15 protein-coding genes are annotated in these 16,920 nt (G+C 68.3%); 14 read left to right on the top strand and 1 reads right to left on the bottom strand.

The window, feature by feature from the left end:
- Nucleotides 1-46 precede the first annotated feature (46 nt).
- The 11 genes from NS331_RS06845 (at nt 47) to NS331_RS06795 (ending at nt 13,693) form a co-directional block, all read left to right on the top strand.
- Nucleotides 47-2,173, top strand: coding sequence for a 3-hydroxyacyl-CoA dehydrogenase NAD-binding domain-containing protein (locus NS331_RS06845; protein WP_058641258.1), 2,127 nt, complete (start codon nt 47-49; stop codon nt 2,171-2,173).
- An 82-nt stretch (nt 2,174-2,255) separates the two neighbouring features.
- Nucleotides 2,256-3,452, top strand: a complete 1,197-nt coding sequence (locus tag NS331_RS06840) for an acyl-CoA dehydrogenase family protein (protein WP_058641257.1) — start codon at nt 2,256-2,258, stop codon at nt 3,450-3,452.
- Nucleotides 3,449-4,591, top strand: coding sequence for an acyl-CoA dehydrogenase family protein (locus tag NS331_RS06835; RefSeq protein ID WP_058641256.1), 1,143 nt, complete (start codon nt 3,449-3,451; stop codon nt 4,589-4,591). The genes NS331_RS06840 and NS331_RS06835 overlap by 4 nt, the downstream gene beginning before the upstream one ends.
- Complete coding sequence (locus NS331_RS06830) at nt 4,588-5,787, top strand: CaiB/BaiF CoA transferase family protein (RefSeq protein WP_058641255.1); 1,200 nt, start codon at nt 4,588-4,590, stop codon at nt 5,785-5,787. The genes NS331_RS06835 and NS331_RS06830 overlap by 4 nt, the downstream gene beginning before the upstream one ends.
- Before the next feature lie 92 nt (nt 5,788-5,879).
- Nucleotides 5,880-6,872 carry a tripartite tricarboxylate transporter substrate binding protein gene (locus NS331_RS06825; RefSeq protein WP_058641254.1) on the top strand — a complete coding sequence of 331 codons (993 nt, stop codon included), beginning with the start codon at nt 5,880-5,882 and terminating at the stop codon, nt 6,870-6,872.
- Nucleotides 6,872-8,803 carry an acyl-CoA synthetase gene (locus NS331_RS06820; protein ID WP_058641253.1) on the top strand — a complete coding sequence of 644 codons (1,932 nt, stop codon included), beginning with the start codon at nt 6,872-6,874 and terminating at the stop codon, nt 8,801-8,803. Before NS331_RS06825 ends, NS331_RS06820 begins: the two co-directional genes overlap by 1 nt.
- A 47-nt stretch (nt 8,804-8,850) precedes the next feature.
- A complete protein-coding gene (locus NS331_RS06815; RefSeq protein ID WP_440589367.1) occupies nt 8,851-9,864 on the top strand; it encodes a Bug family tripartite tricarboxylate transporter substrate binding protein in 1,014 nt (337 codons plus the stop codon).
- Between the two features lie 61 nt (nt 9,865-9,925).
- Nucleotides 9,926-11,182 carry a patatin-like phospholipase family protein gene (locus tag NS331_RS06810; RefSeq protein ID WP_058641305.1) on the top strand — a complete coding sequence of 419 codons (1,257 nt, stop codon included), beginning with the start codon at nt 9,926-9,928 and terminating at the stop codon, nt 11,180-11,182.
- Nucleotides 11,183-11,194: 12 nt separating this feature from the next.
- Nucleotides 11,195-11,695, top strand: coding sequence for a CHRD domain-containing protein (locus NS331_RS06805; RefSeq protein ID WP_058641252.1), 501 nt, complete (start codon nt 11,195-11,197; stop codon nt 11,693-11,695).
- Nucleotides 11,696-11,699: 4 nt separating this feature from the next.
- Nucleotides 11,700-12,359 (top strand): response regulator, encoded by a 660-nt coding sequence (locus NS331_RS06800; RefSeq protein ID WP_058641251.1) that lies wholly within the window; start codon nt 11,700-11,702, stop codon nt 12,357-12,359.
- Between the two features lie 2 nt (nt 12,360-12,361).
- Nucleotides 12,362-13,693: an ATP-binding protein gene (locus NS331_RS06795; protein ID WP_058641250.1), complete on the top strand. Its 1,332-nt coding sequence runs from the start codon at nt 12,362-12,364 to the stop codon at nt 13,691-13,693.
- 8 nt (nt 13,694-13,701) lie between these two features.
- Here the strand turns inward: NS331_RS06795 and NS331_RS06790 are convergent, their stop codons facing one another.
- A complete protein-coding gene (locus tag NS331_RS06790; protein WP_058641249.1) occupies nt 13,702-14,262 on the bottom strand; it encodes a putative glycolipid-binding domain-containing protein in 561 nt (186 codons plus the stop codon).
- 464 nt (nt 14,263-14,726) lie between these two features.
- On the opposite strand from NS331_RS06790, the gene NS331_RS25420 reads away from it, so the two are divergent.
- The 3 genes from NS331_RS25420 to NS331_RS26045 form a co-directional block, all read left to right on the top strand.
- Nucleotides 14,727-15,551 (top strand): ParA family protein, encoded by an 825-nt coding sequence (locus tag NS331_RS25420; protein WP_082702310.1) that lies wholly within the window; start codon nt 14,727-14,729, stop codon nt 15,549-15,551.
- On the top strand, nt 15,548-16,141 hold the full coding sequence (locus tag NS331_RS26050) for a hypothetical protein (RefSeq protein WP_153012766.1): 594 nt from the start codon (nt 15,548-15,550) through the stop codon (nt 16,139-16,141). Before NS331_RS25420 ends, NS331_RS26050 begins: the two co-directional genes overlap by 4 nt.
- Nucleotides 16,141-16,920: hypothetical protein (locus tag NS331_RS26045; RefSeq protein WP_153012765.1), on the top strand; the 780-nt coding region annotated here is incomplete at its 3' end. The genes NS331_RS26050 and NS331_RS26045, both read left to right, overlap by 1 nt.

The raw sequence follows: 16,920 nt of genomic DNA, 5'->3' as shown, positions 1-16,920 counted from the left end.
CGGCGCCTGCGTGCCGGCCCCCGCATTTCCCGGAGACAGCCGCTTCATGACCACGACCCCCGCCACGCCTGCCGAGGCCGTCCGCCACCAGATCCAGGGCGAGATCCTGCAGATCACGGTGGACAACCCGCCCGTCAATGCCCTGTCCACCGCCGTGCGCCGCGGGCTGATGGCCGCCATCGAGGCCGCCGATGCCGAGCCGCGGGTGAAGGCGGTGCTGATCGTGGGCCAGGGCGCCAACTTCATCGCGGGTGCCGACATCCGCGAGTTCGGCCAGACGCCGCAGCCGCCCTCGCTGCCCGAGGTGTGCAACCGCATCGAGGCCTGCGGCAAGCCGGTGGTGGCCGCGCTGCGCGGGGCGGCGCTGGGCGGTGGGCTGGAGATCGCCATGGCCGCGCACTACCGCGTCGCGCTGGCCGATGCCAAGCTGGGCCTGCCCGAGGTGCAGCTGGGCCTGATGCCGGGCGCCGGCGGCACGGTGCGCGCGCCGCGCCTGATCGGTGCCGCAGCGGCGCTGGAGCTGATGCTCAGCGGCCGCCATGTCAAGGCCCAGGAAGCCCTGTCGCTGGGCCTGGTGGATCGGCTGGCCGAGGGCGACGATGCCGTGGCCGCCGGCCTGGCCTATGCCCACGAACTGCTGGCCTCGAACGCGCCGGTGCGCCGTACCCGCGATGCGCAGGGCTTGGCCGACCGCGCGGCGGCGCAGGCGGCCATCGACGCCGCCCGCGCCGACACGGCCAAGAAGTCGAAGAACCTGTTTTCGCCCCACAGGATCGTCGAGGCCGTGCAGACCGCGCTCGACAAGCCCTTTGACGAGGCCATGACGCTGGAGCGCCAGGCCTTCATGGCCTGCATCGACAGCCCGCAGCGCGCGGGGCTGATCCATGCCTTCTTCGCCGAGCGCGAAGTGGTGAAGGTGCCCGAGGCGAAGGCCGCGCAGCCGCGCAAGCTGGACACCGTGGGCATCGTCGGTGGCGGCACCATGGGCGCGGGCATCGCCGTGTCGGCGCTGGACGCCGGCCTGCCGGTGGTGATGGTGGAGCGCGACGACGCCTCCATCGCCCGCGGCCGGGCCAATGTGGAGAAGGTCTACGACGGCCTGATCAAGAAGGGCCGCATGACGCCCGAGGCCAAGACGGCGGTCATGGCCCGCTTCAGCGGCAGCACCGACTACGCCGCCTTCGCCGACGTGGACCTGGTGATCGAGGCCGTGTTCGAGGACATCGAGGTCAAGAAGGCGGTCTTCAAGGAGCTGGACCGCGTCTGCAAGCCCGGCGCCGTGCTGGCCACCAACACCTCCTACCTGGACATTGACGCCATCGCGGCCAGCACCTCGCGGCCGCAAGACGTGATCGGGCTGCATTTCTTCAGTCCGGCCAACATCATGAAGCTGCTGGAGATCGTGGTGCCGGCCAAGGTGAGCGCCGACGTGGTCTCCACCGCCTTCGCGCTGGCGAAGAAGATGAAGAAGGTGCCGGTGCGCGCCGGCGTGTGTGACGGCTTCATCGGCAACCGCATCCTGGCCGTCTACAAGCAGGCTGCCGACTACATCATGGAAGACGGCGCCAGCCCCTACGAGATCGACGAGGCCGTGCGCGGCTTCGGCTATCCGATGGGCCCCTTCCAGGTGACCGACTTGGCCGGCGGCGACATCGGCTGGGCCACGCGCAAGCGCCGCGCCGCCACGCGCGATCCGAAGGCCCGCTATGTGGAAGTGGCCGACCGCGTGTGCGAGCGCGGCTGGTTCGGCCAGAAGACCGGCCGCGGCTTCTACCTGTACCCCGAAGGCGCGCGCACTGGCCAGCCCGATCCGGAGGTGCTGGCCATCGTCGACGCCGAGCGCCAGAAGAAGGGCATCGTGCCGCGCCAGTTCACGCCCGAGGAAATCATGCGCCGCTACATGGCCGCCATGGTCAACGAGGGCGCGAAGGTGGTCGAGGAAGGCATCGCCCTGCGGCCGCTGGACGTGGACGTGACCTTCCTCTATGGCTACGGCTTTCCGCGCTTTCGCGGCGGTCCGATGAAATACGCCGACATGGTCGGCCTGCCGAAGGTGCTCGACGACATCCGCACCTTCGCCAAGGAAGACCCGCTGTTCTGGAAACCCGCGCCGCTGCTCGAGAAGCTGGTGGCCGAGGGCCGCGACTTTTCGAGCCTGAACCAGGCGCGCTGAGCCGCCTCTCTCCCTTCATCGATCCCCGACACCGCGGATGCGCCGGCAGGCGCAGGGCGGTGCTCACCCCAAAGGACCACCCATGGACCTGAATTTCACGGCCGAGGAAGAGGCCTTCCGCAGCGAGGTGCAGCAGTTCCTGCACGACAGGCTGCCCCCACGCATCGCGGACAAGGTCAAGCGCGGCCTGCGCCTGACGCGCGAGGACATGGCCGAGTGGCACGCCATCCTCAACGAACGCGGCTGGCTGGCCAACCACTGGCCCGAGCAGTACGGCGGCCCGGGCTGGGGCGCGGTGCAGAAGTTCATCTTCGAGAACGAATGCGCGCTGGCCGGTGCGCCGCGCATCGTGCCCTTCGGCGTCAACATGCTGGGGCCGGTGCTCATCAAGTACGGCAGCGAGGCGCAGAAGCGGTACTGGCTGCCGCGAATCCTGAGCGGCGAGGACTGGTGGTGCCAGGGCTATTCCGAACCCGGCTCCGGCTCGGACCTGGCCTCGGTCAAGACCACGGCCGTGCTGGACGGCGACCATTACGTGGTCAACGGCCAGAAGACCTGGACCACGCTCGGCCACTACGCCAACATGATCTTCTGCCTGGTGCGCACCAACCGCGAGGCCAAGGCCCAGTCGGGCATCAGCTTCCTGCTGGTGGACATGGATGCGCCGGGCGTGGAGCTGCGGCCCATCATCACACTGGACGGCGAGCACGAAGTCAACGAAGTCTTCTTCACCGACGTGCGGGTGCCGGCCGCCAACCTCGTCGGCGAGCAGGACAAGGGCTGGACCTATGCCAAGTACCTGCTGACCTACGAGCGCACCAACATCGCGGGCGTGGGCTTCTCGGTGGCCGCGCTGGAGAAGCTCAAGCGCATCGCCGCGAAGGTGCAGCGCCACGGCCGGCCGCTGGCGCAGGACCCGCTCTTCGCCGCACGGCTCGCCAAGGTGGAGATCGACCTGGAGAACATGAAGACCACCAACCTGCGCGTGATCGCCGCCGTGGCCGGCGGCGGCGTGCCGGGCGCGGAAAGCTCCATGCTCAAGATCCGCGGCACCGAGATCCGGCAGGAGATTTCGTCGCTGGCCCGCCGCGCCATGGGCCCCTATGCGCAGCCCTTCATCGAGGCCGCGCTGCACGAGGGCTGGGACGAGCCCGCCGTCGGCCCCGAGGAGGCCGCGCCGCTGGCCGCCCAGTACTTCAACAACCGCAAGCTGTCGATCTTCGGCGGCTCCAACGAGATCCAGAAGAACATCATCTCCAAGATGATCCTCGGCCTATGAACTTCGAGCACACCGAAGACCGCCGCATGCTGGCGGATTCCCTGGACCGCTTCATCGCCGATCAGTACGGCTTCGAGGCCCGCGACCGCATCGCCAAGAGCGACGAGGGCTTCAGCCGCGCGCACTGGGCGCAGATGGCCGAGATCGGCGCCATCGGCGCGTTGCTGCCCGAGGCCGTGGGTGGCTTCGGCGGCACCGGCTTCGACGTGGCCGTGGTGTTCGAGAGCCTGGGCAAGGGCCTGGTGGTCGAGCCTTTCCTCGGCGCACTGGTGGTGGGGCAGGCGCTGGCCGCCGCGGGCAGCGAGGCGCAGCAGGCCCGCGTCGCCGGGCTGGTCGATGGCAGCACCCTCGCCGCGCTGGCGCATGACGAACCCGGCTCGCATTACGAAGCCCACCGTGTGGCGACGCGCGCCGTCCGGCAGGGCGAGGGCTGGCGCCTCGACGGCGCCAAGGCCGTGGTGGCGCTCGGCGCGCAGGCCGACCTGCTGCTGGTCTCGGCCCGCACCGGCGGCGGCATCGACGATGTGCCGGGTATTTCGCTCTTCCTGGTACCGGGCGATGCGCCCGGTCTGGTGCGCCGCGACTGCCCGCGCATCGACGGTGGCCGCGTGGCCGAGCTGATGCTCGACGGCCTGCAATTGCCCGCCGATGCACTGCTGGGTGCGGAAGGCGAGGGCGCGGCCATTCTGGAGCGCGCCACCGGCTGGGGCGTGCTGGCCCTGTGCGCCGAGGCCCTGGGCGCCATGGAAGTCGCCAAGCGCGACACGCTCGAATACCTGCGCACCCGCAGGCAGTTCGGCGTGCCCATCGGCAGCTTCCAGGCCCTGCAGCACCGCATGGCCGACCTGCTGCTGGAGGTGGAGCAGGCCCGCTCCGCCGTCATCAACGCGGCAGCCGCCATCGACGGTGCCGACCGCCTGGCGCGCGAGAAGGCGCTGTCGGCTGCCAAGTACAGCATCGGCCGCATCGGCACCCTGGTGGCCGAGGAGAGCATCCAGCTGCACGGCGGCATCGGCATGACCTGGGAGCTGCCGCTGTCGCACTACGCCAAGCGGCTGGTGATGATCGACCACCAGTTCGGCGACGAGGACCACCACCTGGCGCGCTACATGGCGCTGAACGCGGAGGTGGCGGCATGACGATGCGCCTGCCGCTGGAAGGCGTGCGCGTGCTGGACCTGTCACGCGTGCTGGCCGGCCCCATGTGCGCCCAGGCCCTCGGCGACCTGGGGGCCGAGGTCATCAAGGTCGAGCATCCCGGCCGTGGCGACGACACGCGCGACTGGGGCTTGCGCGTGGGCGCGCGCAACACCAGCTACTTCAACAGCGCCAACCGCAACAAGCGCTCCATCGGCATCGACCTGGGCACGGCCGAGGGCCAGCAACTGGCGCGCGAACTGGCCGCGAAGTGCGACGTGCTGATCCAGAACTTCAAGTTCGGCGGCATCGAGAAGATGGGCCTGGGCTACGACGACCTGCGGGTGCTGAACCCGGGCCTGGTGTACTGCTCGATCACCGGCTACGAGCGTGGCGGCGCCGAGAAGGCCCGTCCCGGCTACGACCTGGTGGTGCAGGGCGAGGCCGGCCTGATGGCACTCAACGGCGAGGAAGGGCAGGGCCCGCTCAAGTTCGGCGTGGCGGCGGTGGACATGTTCACCGGCATGTACTCGGCGCAGGCCATTCTGGCGGCGCTGTTCGACCGCCAGCGCACCGGCCAGGGCCGGCATGTGGAGATGGCGCTGTACGACTGCGGCCTGATGATCACCGCCTATTACGGCATGGAGGCGCTGCTGCAGGGCGGTGACCCGCCCAAGTACGGCAATGGCCATCCGTCCATCGTGCCGTACGGCGTGTTCGACGCGGCCGACGGGCCGGTGGTGATCACCGTGGGCAACAACACGCAGTTCCAGCGCTTCTGCAGCGACGTGATCGAGCGGCCCGAGATGGCGACCGACGAGCGCTATGCCACCAACCTCGCGCGCTCGCGCAACCGCCACACGCTGCTGCCCGAGCTGCGCGCCGAACTCGCCAGGCGGCCGCGCGCGCTGCTGCTGGACCGCATGCGCGTCGCCGGCATTCCCTGCGGCGAGGTGCTGGGCCTGCTGGAGGCACTGCAGTCCAGGCGCACCGCCGATGCGGGACTGCTCACCCGCTATTCCGAGGACGGTGCGCAGGACGTGCCCGTGCTCTCACCGCCCTACCGCCTCGACGGCGCACGCGTGCCGGTGCGCCGTGTGCCGCCGGGCCTGGCCCAGCACACCGACGACGTGCTGGGCGAGCTGCTCGGCCTGGACGCGGACCGCATCGGCGCGCTGCGGCAGTCCGGCGCGCTCTGATTGCTTTTCTTCTCGCGGCGGCATCCCACCCGGATGGTCGCCGGCCTTTCCTGCCTTGACGACACGGTCTCACGAGGACCCGGAGACATCCCATGACCCACCACGCTCCCATCGCCCGCCGCCTTCTTCTCGCCGCCGCGGCCGGCGCCCTCGGCCTGGCCGCACTGCCGGCCGCTGCCCAGGCCTGGCCCGAGAAGCCCATCAAGCTGATCGTGCCCTTCCCGCCGGGCGGCCCCACCGACACCGCTTCGCGCCTCGTAGGCCAGAAGCTGGCCGAGCGCCTGAAGCAGCCGGTGGTGGTGGAGAACCGAGCCGGCGCCTCCGGCACCATCGCCGCGCAGTTCGTCGCCAAGAGCGCGCCGGACGGCTACACGCTCATGATGCTGGCCACGCCCACGCTGCTGGCGCCGCACCTGTACAAGAGCGCCGGCTACGACACGGCCAAGGACTTCTCGCCCGTCGCCACGGTGTACGACCTGCCCATCGTGATGGTGGTCAATCCGACAGTGCTGCCCGACGTGAAGACGCTGCCCGACCTCATCGCCAAGGCCAAGGCCGAGGGCGGCAAGCTCAACTACACCAGCTCGGGCCCCGGCAGCTTCGGCCACCTGACCACCGAGATGCTCAAGGACCTGGGCGGCTTCGACATGCAGCACATCGCCTACAAGGGCGGCACGCCGGCCGTGACCGACCTGCTGGGCGGCCAGGTGCCGGTGATGTATGCGGACCTGGTCGCGGCGCTGCCGCACATCCAGGCGGGCAAGCTGCGCGCCATCGCCGTCGGCTCGCCGCAGCGCATCGCGCAGCTGCCCGAGGTGAAGACGGTGGCCGAGCAGGGCTTCAAGGGCTTCGACGCCGTGTCCTGGGGCGGGCTGCTGGCGCCGGCCGGCACGCCGCAGCCGGTCATCGACCGCGTCAGCCGCGAGGTGAAGGCGATCCTGGCGGAGCCCGACATCCAGAAGCGTCTGATCCAGGCCGGCGCCATCGCCGAGTACCAGGCGCCTGCGCAGATGGCCAACCGCATGCGCACCGACTTCGACAAGTGGGGCAAGGTGATCCGCGACAAGCAGGTGGCGGTGAACTGATGGCTGCCGCCGCCGCGCCTTCCGCCCAGGCCTGGCCGCCACGGCATCCGCCGCTGGCCGCGCCTTTCCCGGTGCGCAGCCGGGCCGACATCGAGCGCCTGGCGGCCACGCCGCTGGCCGAGTCGCTGCCCGCGCGCAGCACCTACGAGCTGATCCGCAACGCGGCGCTGGCCTTCGGCGACAAGACGGCACTGACCTTCCTGCGCGACGGCAACCCCGACACGCCGCCGCTGCGCTGGACCTACGCCGAGCTGCTGGCGCGGATGCACCAGACCGCCAACGCGCTGCATGCGCTGGGCCTGGGACCCACGGACACCGTCGCCGCGCTGCTGCCCGGATGCCTGGACTACCACCTGGCCCACTGGGGCGGCCAGGCGGCCTGCATCGTGCAGCCGCTCAATCCGCTGCTGACCGAGGACAAGCTGGTGGCGCTGCTGCAGGCCACCGGCGCGAAGGCGCTGATCGCCTATGGCGCGCCCGAGGATGCGGACTACTGGGCCAAGGCGCTGCGCCTGCAGGCGCGCCTGCCTGGATTGCGGCACGTGCTGCGGGTGGCGCCACACGACGAGGCGCCAGCAGACGCGCCCGCGCTGCCGCCCGGCGCGCTGCACTTCCACGAAGCGCTGGCGGCCCAGCCCGGCGACCGCCTGCTGAGCGGCCGCGCGATCGCCGCCGGGGACGTGGCGGCCTGCTTCCACACCGGCGGCACCACCGGCGCGCCCAAGCTCGCGCTGCACACGCACGGCAACCAGGTCTTCACTGCCTGGGCGAGCGTCGTCACGCAGGGCACGAACAGTGCCGACGTCGGCATCGCCGGCTTTCCGCTGTTCCATGTGGCGGGCGTGCTGCCGGGTGCGCTGGCCTCGCTTTCGGCCGGTGCCGAGATCGTGATCCCGACCACGCTGCTGATGCGCAATCGCGAGGTGGTGCGCAACTACTGGAAGCTCGTCGAGCGCTACCGGCCCACCGTGCTCGCCGCCGTGCCCACCATGCTGGCGGCGCTGGCCAACGTGCCGCTGAACGGCGCCGACATCTCCTCCATCACCTACTGCCGCACGGGCGCGGCGCCGCTGCCGGCGGAACTGGGCGCGCGCTTCGAGCGGCTGTTCGGCCTGCATGTGCACGAGAGCTTCGGCATGACCGAGATGGCCGGGATCAGCAGCGTGACGCCGCGTGGCGTGCATGCGCCGGCCGGCTGCGTGGGCTTCGTGCCGCCGCATGCCCAGGTGCGCATCGTGGCCCTCGATGCGCAAGGCGGTGCCAGCGCGCGCGAGGTGGCACCGGGCGAGACCGGCATGGTGCTGTTCAAGTCGCCCAACGTCTTTCCGGGCTACCTGGACCCGCGGGACACGGCCAAGGCCTTCACGCCCGATGGCTGGCTGGCCACGGGCGATCTCGGCCGCCTGGACGAGCAGGGCCTGCTGCACCTGGCCGGCCGCGCCAAGGACCTGATCATCCGCGGCGGCCACAACATCGACCCCGGCATGCTGGAAGACGCCCTGGGCGCGCATCCCGCCGTGCAGACCTGCGCCGCCGTGGGCGCGCCCGATGCCTATGCGGGCGAGCTGCCGGTGCTCTTTGCCACGCTGCGGCCGGGCGCCGAGGCCACGGAGGCCGAGCTGCTGGCCTTCGCCAGTGCCCGCGTGGACGAGCCGCCAGCGCGGCCCAAGTGGGTGGCGGTGCTGCCGGCCCTGCCCACCACCAACGTGGGCAAGATCTACAAGCCCGAACTGCGGCAGATGGCCGCGGTGGCGGTGGTGCGGCAGACTGTGGCGGGGCAGGGCGCAGACGTGGGCAGCGTACGCATCGAGCCCGAGGGCGCGACCGACGTGGCCGTGCACCTGGGCGCCGGCTGGACCGACGCTGCGCGCGAAGCGCTGCGGGCCGCGCTGGCGCCCCTGCCCGTGAAGGTGCACCTGCGCGACGGCTGACCGCCGCCCGACGATTTCAAGTGGAAGCAAGAAAAGGAGACAAGACCATGACCATGACCTCGATCCGATCCTTCGGCCTGAGCCGCCGCCACCTGCTGCGCGCCACCGCCGCGGCGGGCGCGGCCGGCCTGCTGCCTCTGGCGCAGGCCCAGTCCAGTTGGCCCGACAAGCCGATCCGCTTCGTCGTGCCCTTCAACGCGGGCGGCGCCACCGACATCGTGGCGCGCCTGCTGTCGGAAAAGCTCGCGCCGAAGCTGGGCCAGCCCATCGTGGTCGACAACCGTGGCGGCGCCGGCGGCATCCTGGGCACCGACATGGTCGCCAAGGCCGCGCCGGACGGCAGCACCTTCACGGTGGCGCTGAGCACCTCGCTGCTGATCAACCAGTTCCTCTACAGCAAGCTGCCCTACAGCCCGCAGAAGGACCTGGCCCTGGTCTCGCAGGTGGCCGTGGCGCCGGTGGTGCTGGCCGTGCACCCCAGCGTGCCCGCGAAGAATGCCCAGGAGCTGCTGACCTACGTGCGCGCCAATCGCGGCAAGGTGGCGTACGGTTCCTGGGGCATCGGCTCCTATGCGCACCTGGGCGGCGCCTTCATGAGCCGCAGCCAGAACGCCGACATGGCGCACGTGGCCTACAAGGGCGAGGCCCTGATGCTGCAGGACCTGATCGGCGGCCAGATCCAGATGGCCTTCGCCAGCGCCCTGGGCGCCAAGCCGCATGCCGACACCGGCCGCCTGCGGCTGATCGGCGTGACGGGCGAGCAGCGCATGGAGATCCTGCCGCAGCTGCCCACGCTGGCCGAGCAGGGCATGCGCGAGGACGCCTACCGCATCGTCGGCTTCGTCGGCATGGCGGCCCCGGCGCGCACGCCGCCGGAGATCGTGCAGCGCATGTCGCGCGAGGTGCAGCAGCTCTGCGAGCAGCCGGAGATCCGCGCGCGGATCGTGGCCATGGGCTTCTCGGTGGCGGCCTCCACGCCGGAGGCCTTCGCGGCCGCCTACCGGCGCGACGCGCCGGCCTGGGAAGCGCTGGTGAAGGAGTCGGGCGCGAGCCTGGACTGAGGCCTTGACGTCCTAAGCGCCGGCTAAGCCAGCGCTGGCGGCGATCGTGTCCAATCCGGCCATGGCTGCACGACGCGACTCCTCCGCCCCCGAACGCCCGACGTCCTCCCCGGCCGCCCTCGCCGCCGATGCCGGCACCGTCCGTGCCCTGGTGCTGCAGGGCGGCGGCGCCCTCGGCGCCTACCAGGCCGGCGTGTACGAGGCCCTGGCCCATGAGCACCACGACGTCGACTGGGTGGCCGGCGTCTCCATCGGCGCCATCAACGCCGCGCTGATCGCCGGCAATCCGCCCGAGCGCCGGGTGGCGCAGCTGCAGGCCTTCTGGCAGCTGGTCTCTTCCGCGCCCGGCCAGCGGCTGCCGGCCTGGGCGGGCGAGCGGCGGCTGCTGGGCGAATGGAGCGCCAATGCGGCCATCGTGGCCGGCATTCCCGGCTTCTTCACGCCGCGCATGGATCCGTCGCTGCTGCTCGGGTCCGCGGCGCCGGTGCTGAGCTACTACGACACCACGCCGCTCAAGGCCACGCTGGAGCGCCTGGTGGACTTCGACCGGCTCAACGACAGCGGCATGCGCTTCTCGGTGGGCGCGGTGAACGTGCGCACCGGCAACTCGGTCTACTTCGACAACCGGCGGGTGCGCATCGGCCCCGAGCACATCATGGCCAGCGGCGCGCTGCCGCCGGGCTTTGCGCCGGTGCACATCGACGGTGAGGACTACTGGGACGGTGGCGTCGTCTCCAACACGCCGCTGCAGTACGTGCTGGACGAGCACCTGCGCAGCCGCCGGCTGCTGGTGCTGCAGGTGGACCTGTTCAGCGCCCGAGGCGCCATGCCCACCACGCTCGGCGAGGTCATGGCGCGGCAGAAGGACATCCAGTACTCCAGCCGCACGCGGCTCAACACCGACGTGCTGAGCGCCAACGTCAACCTGCAGCAGGCCCTGGCCGGGCTGCTCGACCAGCTGCCGCCGGAGCGGCTGCAGGAGCCCGGCATGCGGGCGCTGTGCGAGCAACTGCGCAGCGCACCCATCGACATCGTCCACCTCATCCACCGCGCCGAGAACTGGGAGCACGAGGCCAAGGACTACGAGTTCTCGCGCACCAGCGTGCAGGCGCACTGGGCCGCCGGCCTGCGCGACATGCAGCGCACGCTCGGCCATCCCGGCTGGCTGCAGCGGCAGACGCAGGGCGGCGGCGTGACCACCTACGACCTGGCCGGCCCCCACGACGGCCGCGTCCGGCGGCCCGGCACGGCCGTGGGGCAGGGCGCGGTCGCCGCAGCGCCGGCACCGGCCGCGGTTGGCCCGGCCACGCAGCGGTGATAAGGTCGCCGCATGGCTGTCACCCTGTTCCAACCCTCCCGTCGCTTCCTGGGCCTGGCCCTGGCCTCGGCCGTGCTGGCCGGCTGCACCTCGGTCCCGCTCGATACGCCCTGGCCGGCGCCCCAACCGCAGCAGCCGCCGCGCCAGCCCCAGCTGTCCGCCTTCAGCACACGCCTGGACGGCCGCAACCAGGTGCCGCCGGTCGCCAGCATGGGCACCGGCACGCTCGACGCCGTGCTGGACAAGAGCACCGGCCTGCTGCGCTGGCGCCTGGCCTACAGCAACCTCAGCGGCCCGGTCACCGCCGCGCATTTCCACGGCCCGGCGCTGATCGGCATGAATGCGCCGCCGGTCATCACCATAGACGCCTCGCCCAACCGCGCGCCCGAAGGCCGGGCCAACCTCACGCCTTCGCAGCAGGCCGAACTGCTGGCCGGGCGCTGGTACGTCAACCTGCACACCGCGCGCTATCCCGACGGCGAACTGCGCGGCCAGCTGATCGAACGCCGCTGACGCCATGCGCCTGCTGCTGCTGGAAGACGACGTCATGATCGGCGAGGCCGTGCTCGACCTGCTGCGCGCCGAGCACTACGCCGTCGATTGGGTCAAGGACGGCGAGGCCGCCGAATCGGCGCTGCGCACGCAGGACTACGACCTGGTGCTGCTCGACCTGGGCGTGCCGCGCCGCGACGGGCTGGAGGTGCTGCGCAACCTGCGGGGCCGCAAGCAGCGCATGCCGGTGCTCATCACCACCGCGCGCGATGCCATTCAGCAGCGCGTGGAGGGCCTGGACGCCGGCGCCGACGACTACGTGCTCAAGCCCTACGACCTGGACGAGCTGCTGGCCCGCATCCGCGCGCTGCTGCGCCGTGCCGCGGGCCGGGCCGAGCCGGTCTACGAGCACAAGGGCGTGAGCCTGAACCCGGCCACGCACGAGGCCACCGTGGAAGGCAAGCCCATCGTGCTGTCGGCGCGCGAATGGGCCGTGCTCGAGGCGCTGATCGCGCGGCCGGGGCTGATCCTGTCGCGCCCGCAGCTGGAAGAAAAGCTCTACAGCTGGAAGGACGAGATCAGCAGCAATGCCGTCGAGGTCTACATCCACGGCCTGCGCAAGAAGCTGGGCGCGGACCTGATCCGCAACGTGCGGGGCGTGGGCTACATGGTGCCCAAGGAGTGAGGATGCGCTGGCCGGGCGTCATGCATTCGCTGCGCGCGCGCCTGCTCGTCTTCCTGCTGGCGGCCATCGTGCTGGCCGGCGGCATCCAGGCGCTGGTCACCTACCGCACCGTCCTGCGCGAGGCCGACGCCATCTTCGACTACCACATGCAGCAGATGGCCCTGTCGCTGCGCGCCGGCCTGCCGCCCAGCGCCGCCGTCAGCGGCCTGGGGCCCTCGGACCAGAACTTCGAGTTCGTGGTGCAGGTGTGGACGCAGGACGGCCAGCGCATCTTCGAATCCGCCGACGAGGCGCTGCTGCCCCAGCTGGCCGTGCTGGGTTTCGCCGAGGTCAATGCGCGCGGCACCACCTACCGCGTGCTGTCCATGCAGGCGCGCGGCCTGGTCATCCAGGTGGCGCAGGACATGGCGGCGCGCCGCCAGATGGCCGGCGGCCTGGCGCTGCGCACCGTGGCGCCCATCGCGCTGATGGCGCCGCTGCTCATGCTGGTGGTGTGGTGGGTGGTCAGCGGCTCGCTGGCGCCGGTGGCGCGCGTGCGCAGCCAGGTGGCATCGCGCCAGCCGGACGACCTGTCGCCCGTGGGCGAGGAGGGCCTGCCCGAGGAGGTGCGGCCCCTGGTCGCCGAACTCAACCTGCTGTTCGACCGCGTGCGCCGCGCCTTCGATGCGCAGAAGCATTTCGTGGCCGATGCGGCGCACGAGCTGCGCTCCCCGCTCGCGGCCCTCAAGCTGCAGGTGCAACTGCTGCGGCGCGCCGGCGACCCGGCCGCCCACGAGCAGGCCGTGCAGCGGCTGGCCGCCGGCATCGACCGCGCCACGCGGCTGGTGGAGCAACTGCTGACGCTGGCCCGCAACGAGGCCCATGCCGCGGCGGGCGGCACCGCGGCGCCGGTCGATCTGGCGATGCTGGCCCGCGAGGCGGTGGCCGACGCCGTCGCCGCGGCCGAAACCAAGCACATCGACCTGGGGCTCGCGCGCGCCGACGCCGTGAGCGTCGAGGGCCACATCGACGCACTGCGCATCCTGCTGCGCAATTTGGTCGACAACGCCGTCAAGTACACGCCCCAGAACGGCCGCGTGGACGTCACCGTGCAGCAGGCGCAGGAGGGCGGCGGCGTGCTGCTGGTGGTGGAGGATTCCGGCCCTGGGCTGGAAGAGGCCGACCGCCTGCGCGTGTGGGACCGCTTCTTCCGCGCCGCGGACGCCAGTGCGCCCGGCAGCGGCCTGGGCCTGGCGATCGTTCGCTCGGTGGCCGAACTGCATGGCGCCGAACTGCAGCTCGACCGCTCGGCCACGCTGGGCGGGTTGCGGGTGCGGGTGCGCTTTCCGGGCTGAGGGTGGCCTCAGGCTTCGGCGCGCCAGAGACCCGGGTAGTCGTGCACAAGGCCTTCGGCGCCGACCCGCAGCTCGGCCTCGAAACCCAGCGTGGGCGCCTCGTAGTGGTAGCGCGAGCCATCCAGCCGGCAGTAGGTCTGCGGCAGCGGCTGCAGGATGCCCGTGGACGGGTCGAACCAGGCCGCGGGCACCTTGGCCTCCTGCCCGGGCGCCAGGTTCAACCGCCGCAGCGGCAGCAGGTTCGTCGCCGGGGTGAAGCCCAGGTCCACGTCGAGGCAATGGGCCACCGACGGCACGGGCACGTCGTCGAACAGCCAGCCCTGCCGGGCATCGTGGAGGATCGAGAGGTGGACGGACGCGTCGCCCAGCCAGCCCCGGACGGTGGCGGCCCGGGTCTGCCAGCGCGTGTCGCACAGGACCCGGTACGACAGCTGCGCCGCCCGGCCGTCGGTGTGGCGGAACACGGCGCATCCCTCGATCCGATATTCCGCATCGTGCAGGGACACGCGGCAGGCGTCATGGCCAGGCTGGTCGAGCCGGCGCCAGAGGAGGGTGGCGAGCGTCCGCATGGCGGTGGATGATGCGGCGCCACCTCGTGGCGCGCAACCGCGCACGGCCGGGGCACAAAGCCGGAGGACGGCGCCGAACCGGGGCGGCCATTACAATCCGCGCCCATTTGCCGGCCCCGCCGTCGGCCCTTTGTCGCAGTCCGGGCATTGCCACCGACCGGGCCCCGACTGCTCAGCCCTTTCATGGCTCAAGGCGCGATGCGCTTGCGCCAGCGCAACCGACGCACCCACGACGACCCCACCATGACGAACCCCCTCAGCACGACCGACGACCGCGTCCGCGCACCGAGCATCGGGATGGTCTCCCTCGGCTGCACGGGCGAGGCTGAATATAAACCGCTCTGAGCGCCCTAGTGCCTCAAGGTTGCCAAGGCGGGCAGTTGGCGGCATGCCTTCTCAACTGAAAGAAGGGCGCATGCCTCGGCAGGTGAGTATGTGCGCTACCATCTGCAAAAGGAGTCAGAATGCCCAATGCAATCGTCGTCTCGCTTATCAACATGAAGGGCGGGGTCGGGAAAACAACTCTTGCAGTGGGTTTGGCCTGGGAACTTGCCATGAAGGGGAGAAGAGTTCTCTTGGTCGACATAGATCCGCAATTCAACGCAACTCAGTGGATTGTTGATACGGCAACATATTTGGGCTGGCTGAAAAATCGTCACACAGTTCTAAATATATTTATGCCAAACGGGATAGAGGACATTGCTCCCGCCAAACCAACTCCGGCCAGTGCCATCATTCCCGTAATACGGGGTGGACACAGACTTGATGTTCTCCCGTCTACGCTCGACTTGATGAAACTTGATGCCGCACCTCGCGGCACGGAGAATCGCCTACGGGTGTTTTTAGACAAAGTACGGAGCAGCTACGAATATATTTTGATCGACTGCCCCCCTACGGCATCACTATTTAGCTACAGTGCATTCCTATCCTCTGATGCTTACCTTGTTCCAATAAAGCCAGACCCTCTCTCAGTTCTAGGGCTGCCTCTTCTGGAGCGCGCAATGCAGGATTACGAAGATCGAGCGGGTCAGGCGCTTTACCTGCTAGGCTTGGTGTTTTGTCAGGTTCGACAGACCGAGGCGATGACCGATACGATGAAGTTAGTGCGCCGACAGTATGCAGGTCAAGTCTTTGAAGATACGATTGGTCAGACCACAGGCGTTGCGGAGGCCGCGGACAAGAATTTGCCGCTTCAGCTGTCTACCAAGGGCGGTAAGTTCAACGAAGTAAAGACCGCTTTAAATGGTATTTGTCGAGAATTTGAAAATAGAGTTGCCGCTTTGCTATGAGTAAACTATTGACCCGCCGCGCAGGGCTTGCACTAACAGCAAAAATTTACGAGCTTGCTGCCCAATACTCCCATGAAGAGCTAATGTCGTTTTTGAATGACAAGAGCCTGACAAATAGCTTAACAGTTAAATCGGTCGTTAAAAATCTTGCCGCGCTTCACGATGAGGTAGAGCAGAGTGAACTAGGCACTCATCAAACCAACCTCATGGACGTCGGTTCTGATGAGCAAGCTAGAAAGCGGTCTGCTGTCTATCGTGATGACGATGGCTGGAAAGTAGTTCGGCATTCTGATAAAGGTTCATATACAAAAAAGAACTCGTTCTATATGGATGAGTCTAGTCTGAAGACGTTGCTAGCCGACGAAAAAGTATTTCCGTCATTATCAGACGCTATAGCTGCTACAGGAATCCCAGGACGTCCAAAGGAAGCTCGAAGCCGGTACGTTTCAAGGGTTCATAAAGAATTCGAAGATATGAATTATGAGCAAAAGAAAGCTTTCATTCAACGACTGAGCAAAGTTGTCAGGGACTCTTCAAAAGATAGTGAGAGCTTCATCTATCGTTGGTCCGAGCTCATAAAAGGCATGTGATGATTCCCGACGCTGTGTCTACCGTGCGCCCTGTGGTCGCCAATCCGTCGAAGACGGTTAAGGACGACTTTAAGAAGTATTGGAATGGCGCAGAGAAGTCTAGGCTGGAGGATGAGGGCAAGCAAAAATCAACCATCGCCACAGCGCACAGGTTTTCAGTGGCATTTTCCTTTCTTGCTCGGGCCATGGCAGTTGATCGTGCCTTGGCTCCTCATCAGAGTGTTTTTTTTCAAGAACTTGCGTCGGACGCCGTACATCTTGTTCATGTCTTGCTCAACGGAGACGCTCGGGCGGGAAGGTTTTACCTTCGAAGCATAATTGAGAATTTTTGGCGACATCATTATTTCCGCGACCATGTTATTGAGTATGGATGGTTGCATTCGAGAAATAAATACTATCTGGAAATGAGGGAGTTGCGTGAGCACTGTGGATTTCTACCGTGCTTTGCCTCCCCGCTTGACGTGGAGTTTAAGGAGCTACCCCGGCTGTACGCGCTGCTTTCGACATCGGTGCATAGTACAGATTCTCGCAGCCTAGTTTTAAGAAAATCTCTTGAAGAAATCAAGCTGCTCCGACTTCAGAGCGAATCGCTAGTTCGCGACATGCGGCAAGTAATGCAGAATTGCCTGCTGCTTTGTATATATTCGGAACGCAATACATTTTCAGCGCTGCACAAACAAACGCAGGATTTTATATTTGAGCTACTCCCAAAGGCGAAACGAGAAAAAATTAAAGCGCTAGTTACTGAGATCGATCCGGCCGAGCCACCCGAGCCACCC

The organism is Pseudacidovorax intermedius (assembly GCF_001476815.1).
GTDB classification, from domain to species: Bacteria; Pseudomonadota; Gammaproteobacteria; order Burkholderiales; family Burkholderiaceae_C; genus Xenophilus; species Xenophilus intermedius_A.
Note: the sequence above shows the minus strand (reverse complement) of the source record. Positions and strands in the feature narration are given on the sequence as shown.

What these genes read in the sequence shown, in the direction of transcription:
- NS331_RS06800 (WP_058641251.1), top strand. Translation starts at nt 11,700, where the DNA reads ATGCGCCTGCTGCTGCTGGAAGACGACGTCATGATCGGCGAGGCCGTG.
- NS331_RS06825 (WP_058641254.1), top strand. Translation starts at nt 5,880, where the DNA reads ATGACCCACCACGCTCCCATCGCCCGCCGCCTTCTTCTCGCCGCCGCG.
- NS331_RS06810 (WP_058641305.1), top strand. Translation starts at nt 9,926, where the DNA reads ATGGCTGCACGACGCGACTCCTCCGCCCCCGAACGCCCGACGTCCTCC.
- NS331_RS06820 (WP_058641253.1), top strand. Translation starts at nt 6,872, where the DNA reads ATGGCTGCCGCCGCCGCGCCTTCCGCCCAGGCCTGGCCGCCACGGCAT.
- NS331_RS06815 (WP_440589367.1), top strand. Translation starts at nt 8,851, where the DNA reads ATGACCATGACCTCGATCCGATCCTTCGGCCTGAGCCGCCGCCACCTG.
- NS331_RS25420 (WP_082702310.1), top strand. Translation starts at nt 14,727, where the DNA reads ATGCCCAATGCAATCGTCGTCTCGCTTATCAACATGAAGGGCGGGGTC.
- NS331_RS06835 (WP_058641256.1), top strand. Translation starts at nt 3,449, where the DNA reads ATGAACTTCGAGCACACCGAAGACCGCCGCATGCTGGCGGATTCCCTG.
- NS331_RS26050 (WP_153012766.1), top strand. Translation starts at nt 15,548, where the DNA reads ATGAGTAAACTATTGACCCGCCGCGCAGGGCTTGCACTAACAGCAAAA.
- NS331_RS06840 (WP_058641257.1), top strand. Translation starts at nt 2,256, where the DNA reads ATGGACCTGAATTTCACGGCCGAGGAAGAGGCCTTCCGCAGCGAGGTG.
- NS331_RS06790 (WP_058641249.1), bottom strand. Translation starts at nt 14,262, where the DNA reads ATGCGGACGCTCGCCACCCTCCTCTGGCGCCGGCTCGACCAGCCTGGC.
- NS331_RS06805 (WP_058641252.1), top strand. Translation starts at nt 11,195, where the DNA reads ATGGCTGTCACCCTGTTCCAACCCTCCCGTCGCTTCCTGGGCCTGGCC.
- NS331_RS06795 (WP_058641250.1), top strand. Translation starts at nt 12,362, where the DNA reads ATGCGCTGGCCGGGCGTCATGCATTCGCTGCGCGCGCGCCTGCTCGTC.
- NS331_RS06830 (WP_058641255.1), top strand. Translation starts at nt 4,588, where the DNA reads ATGACGATGCGCCTGCCGCTGGAAGGCGTGCGCGTGCTGGACCTGTCA.
- NS331_RS06845 (WP_058641258.1), top strand. Translation starts at nt 47, where the DNA reads ATGACCACGACCCCCGCCACGCCTGCCGAGGCCGTCCGCCACCAGATC.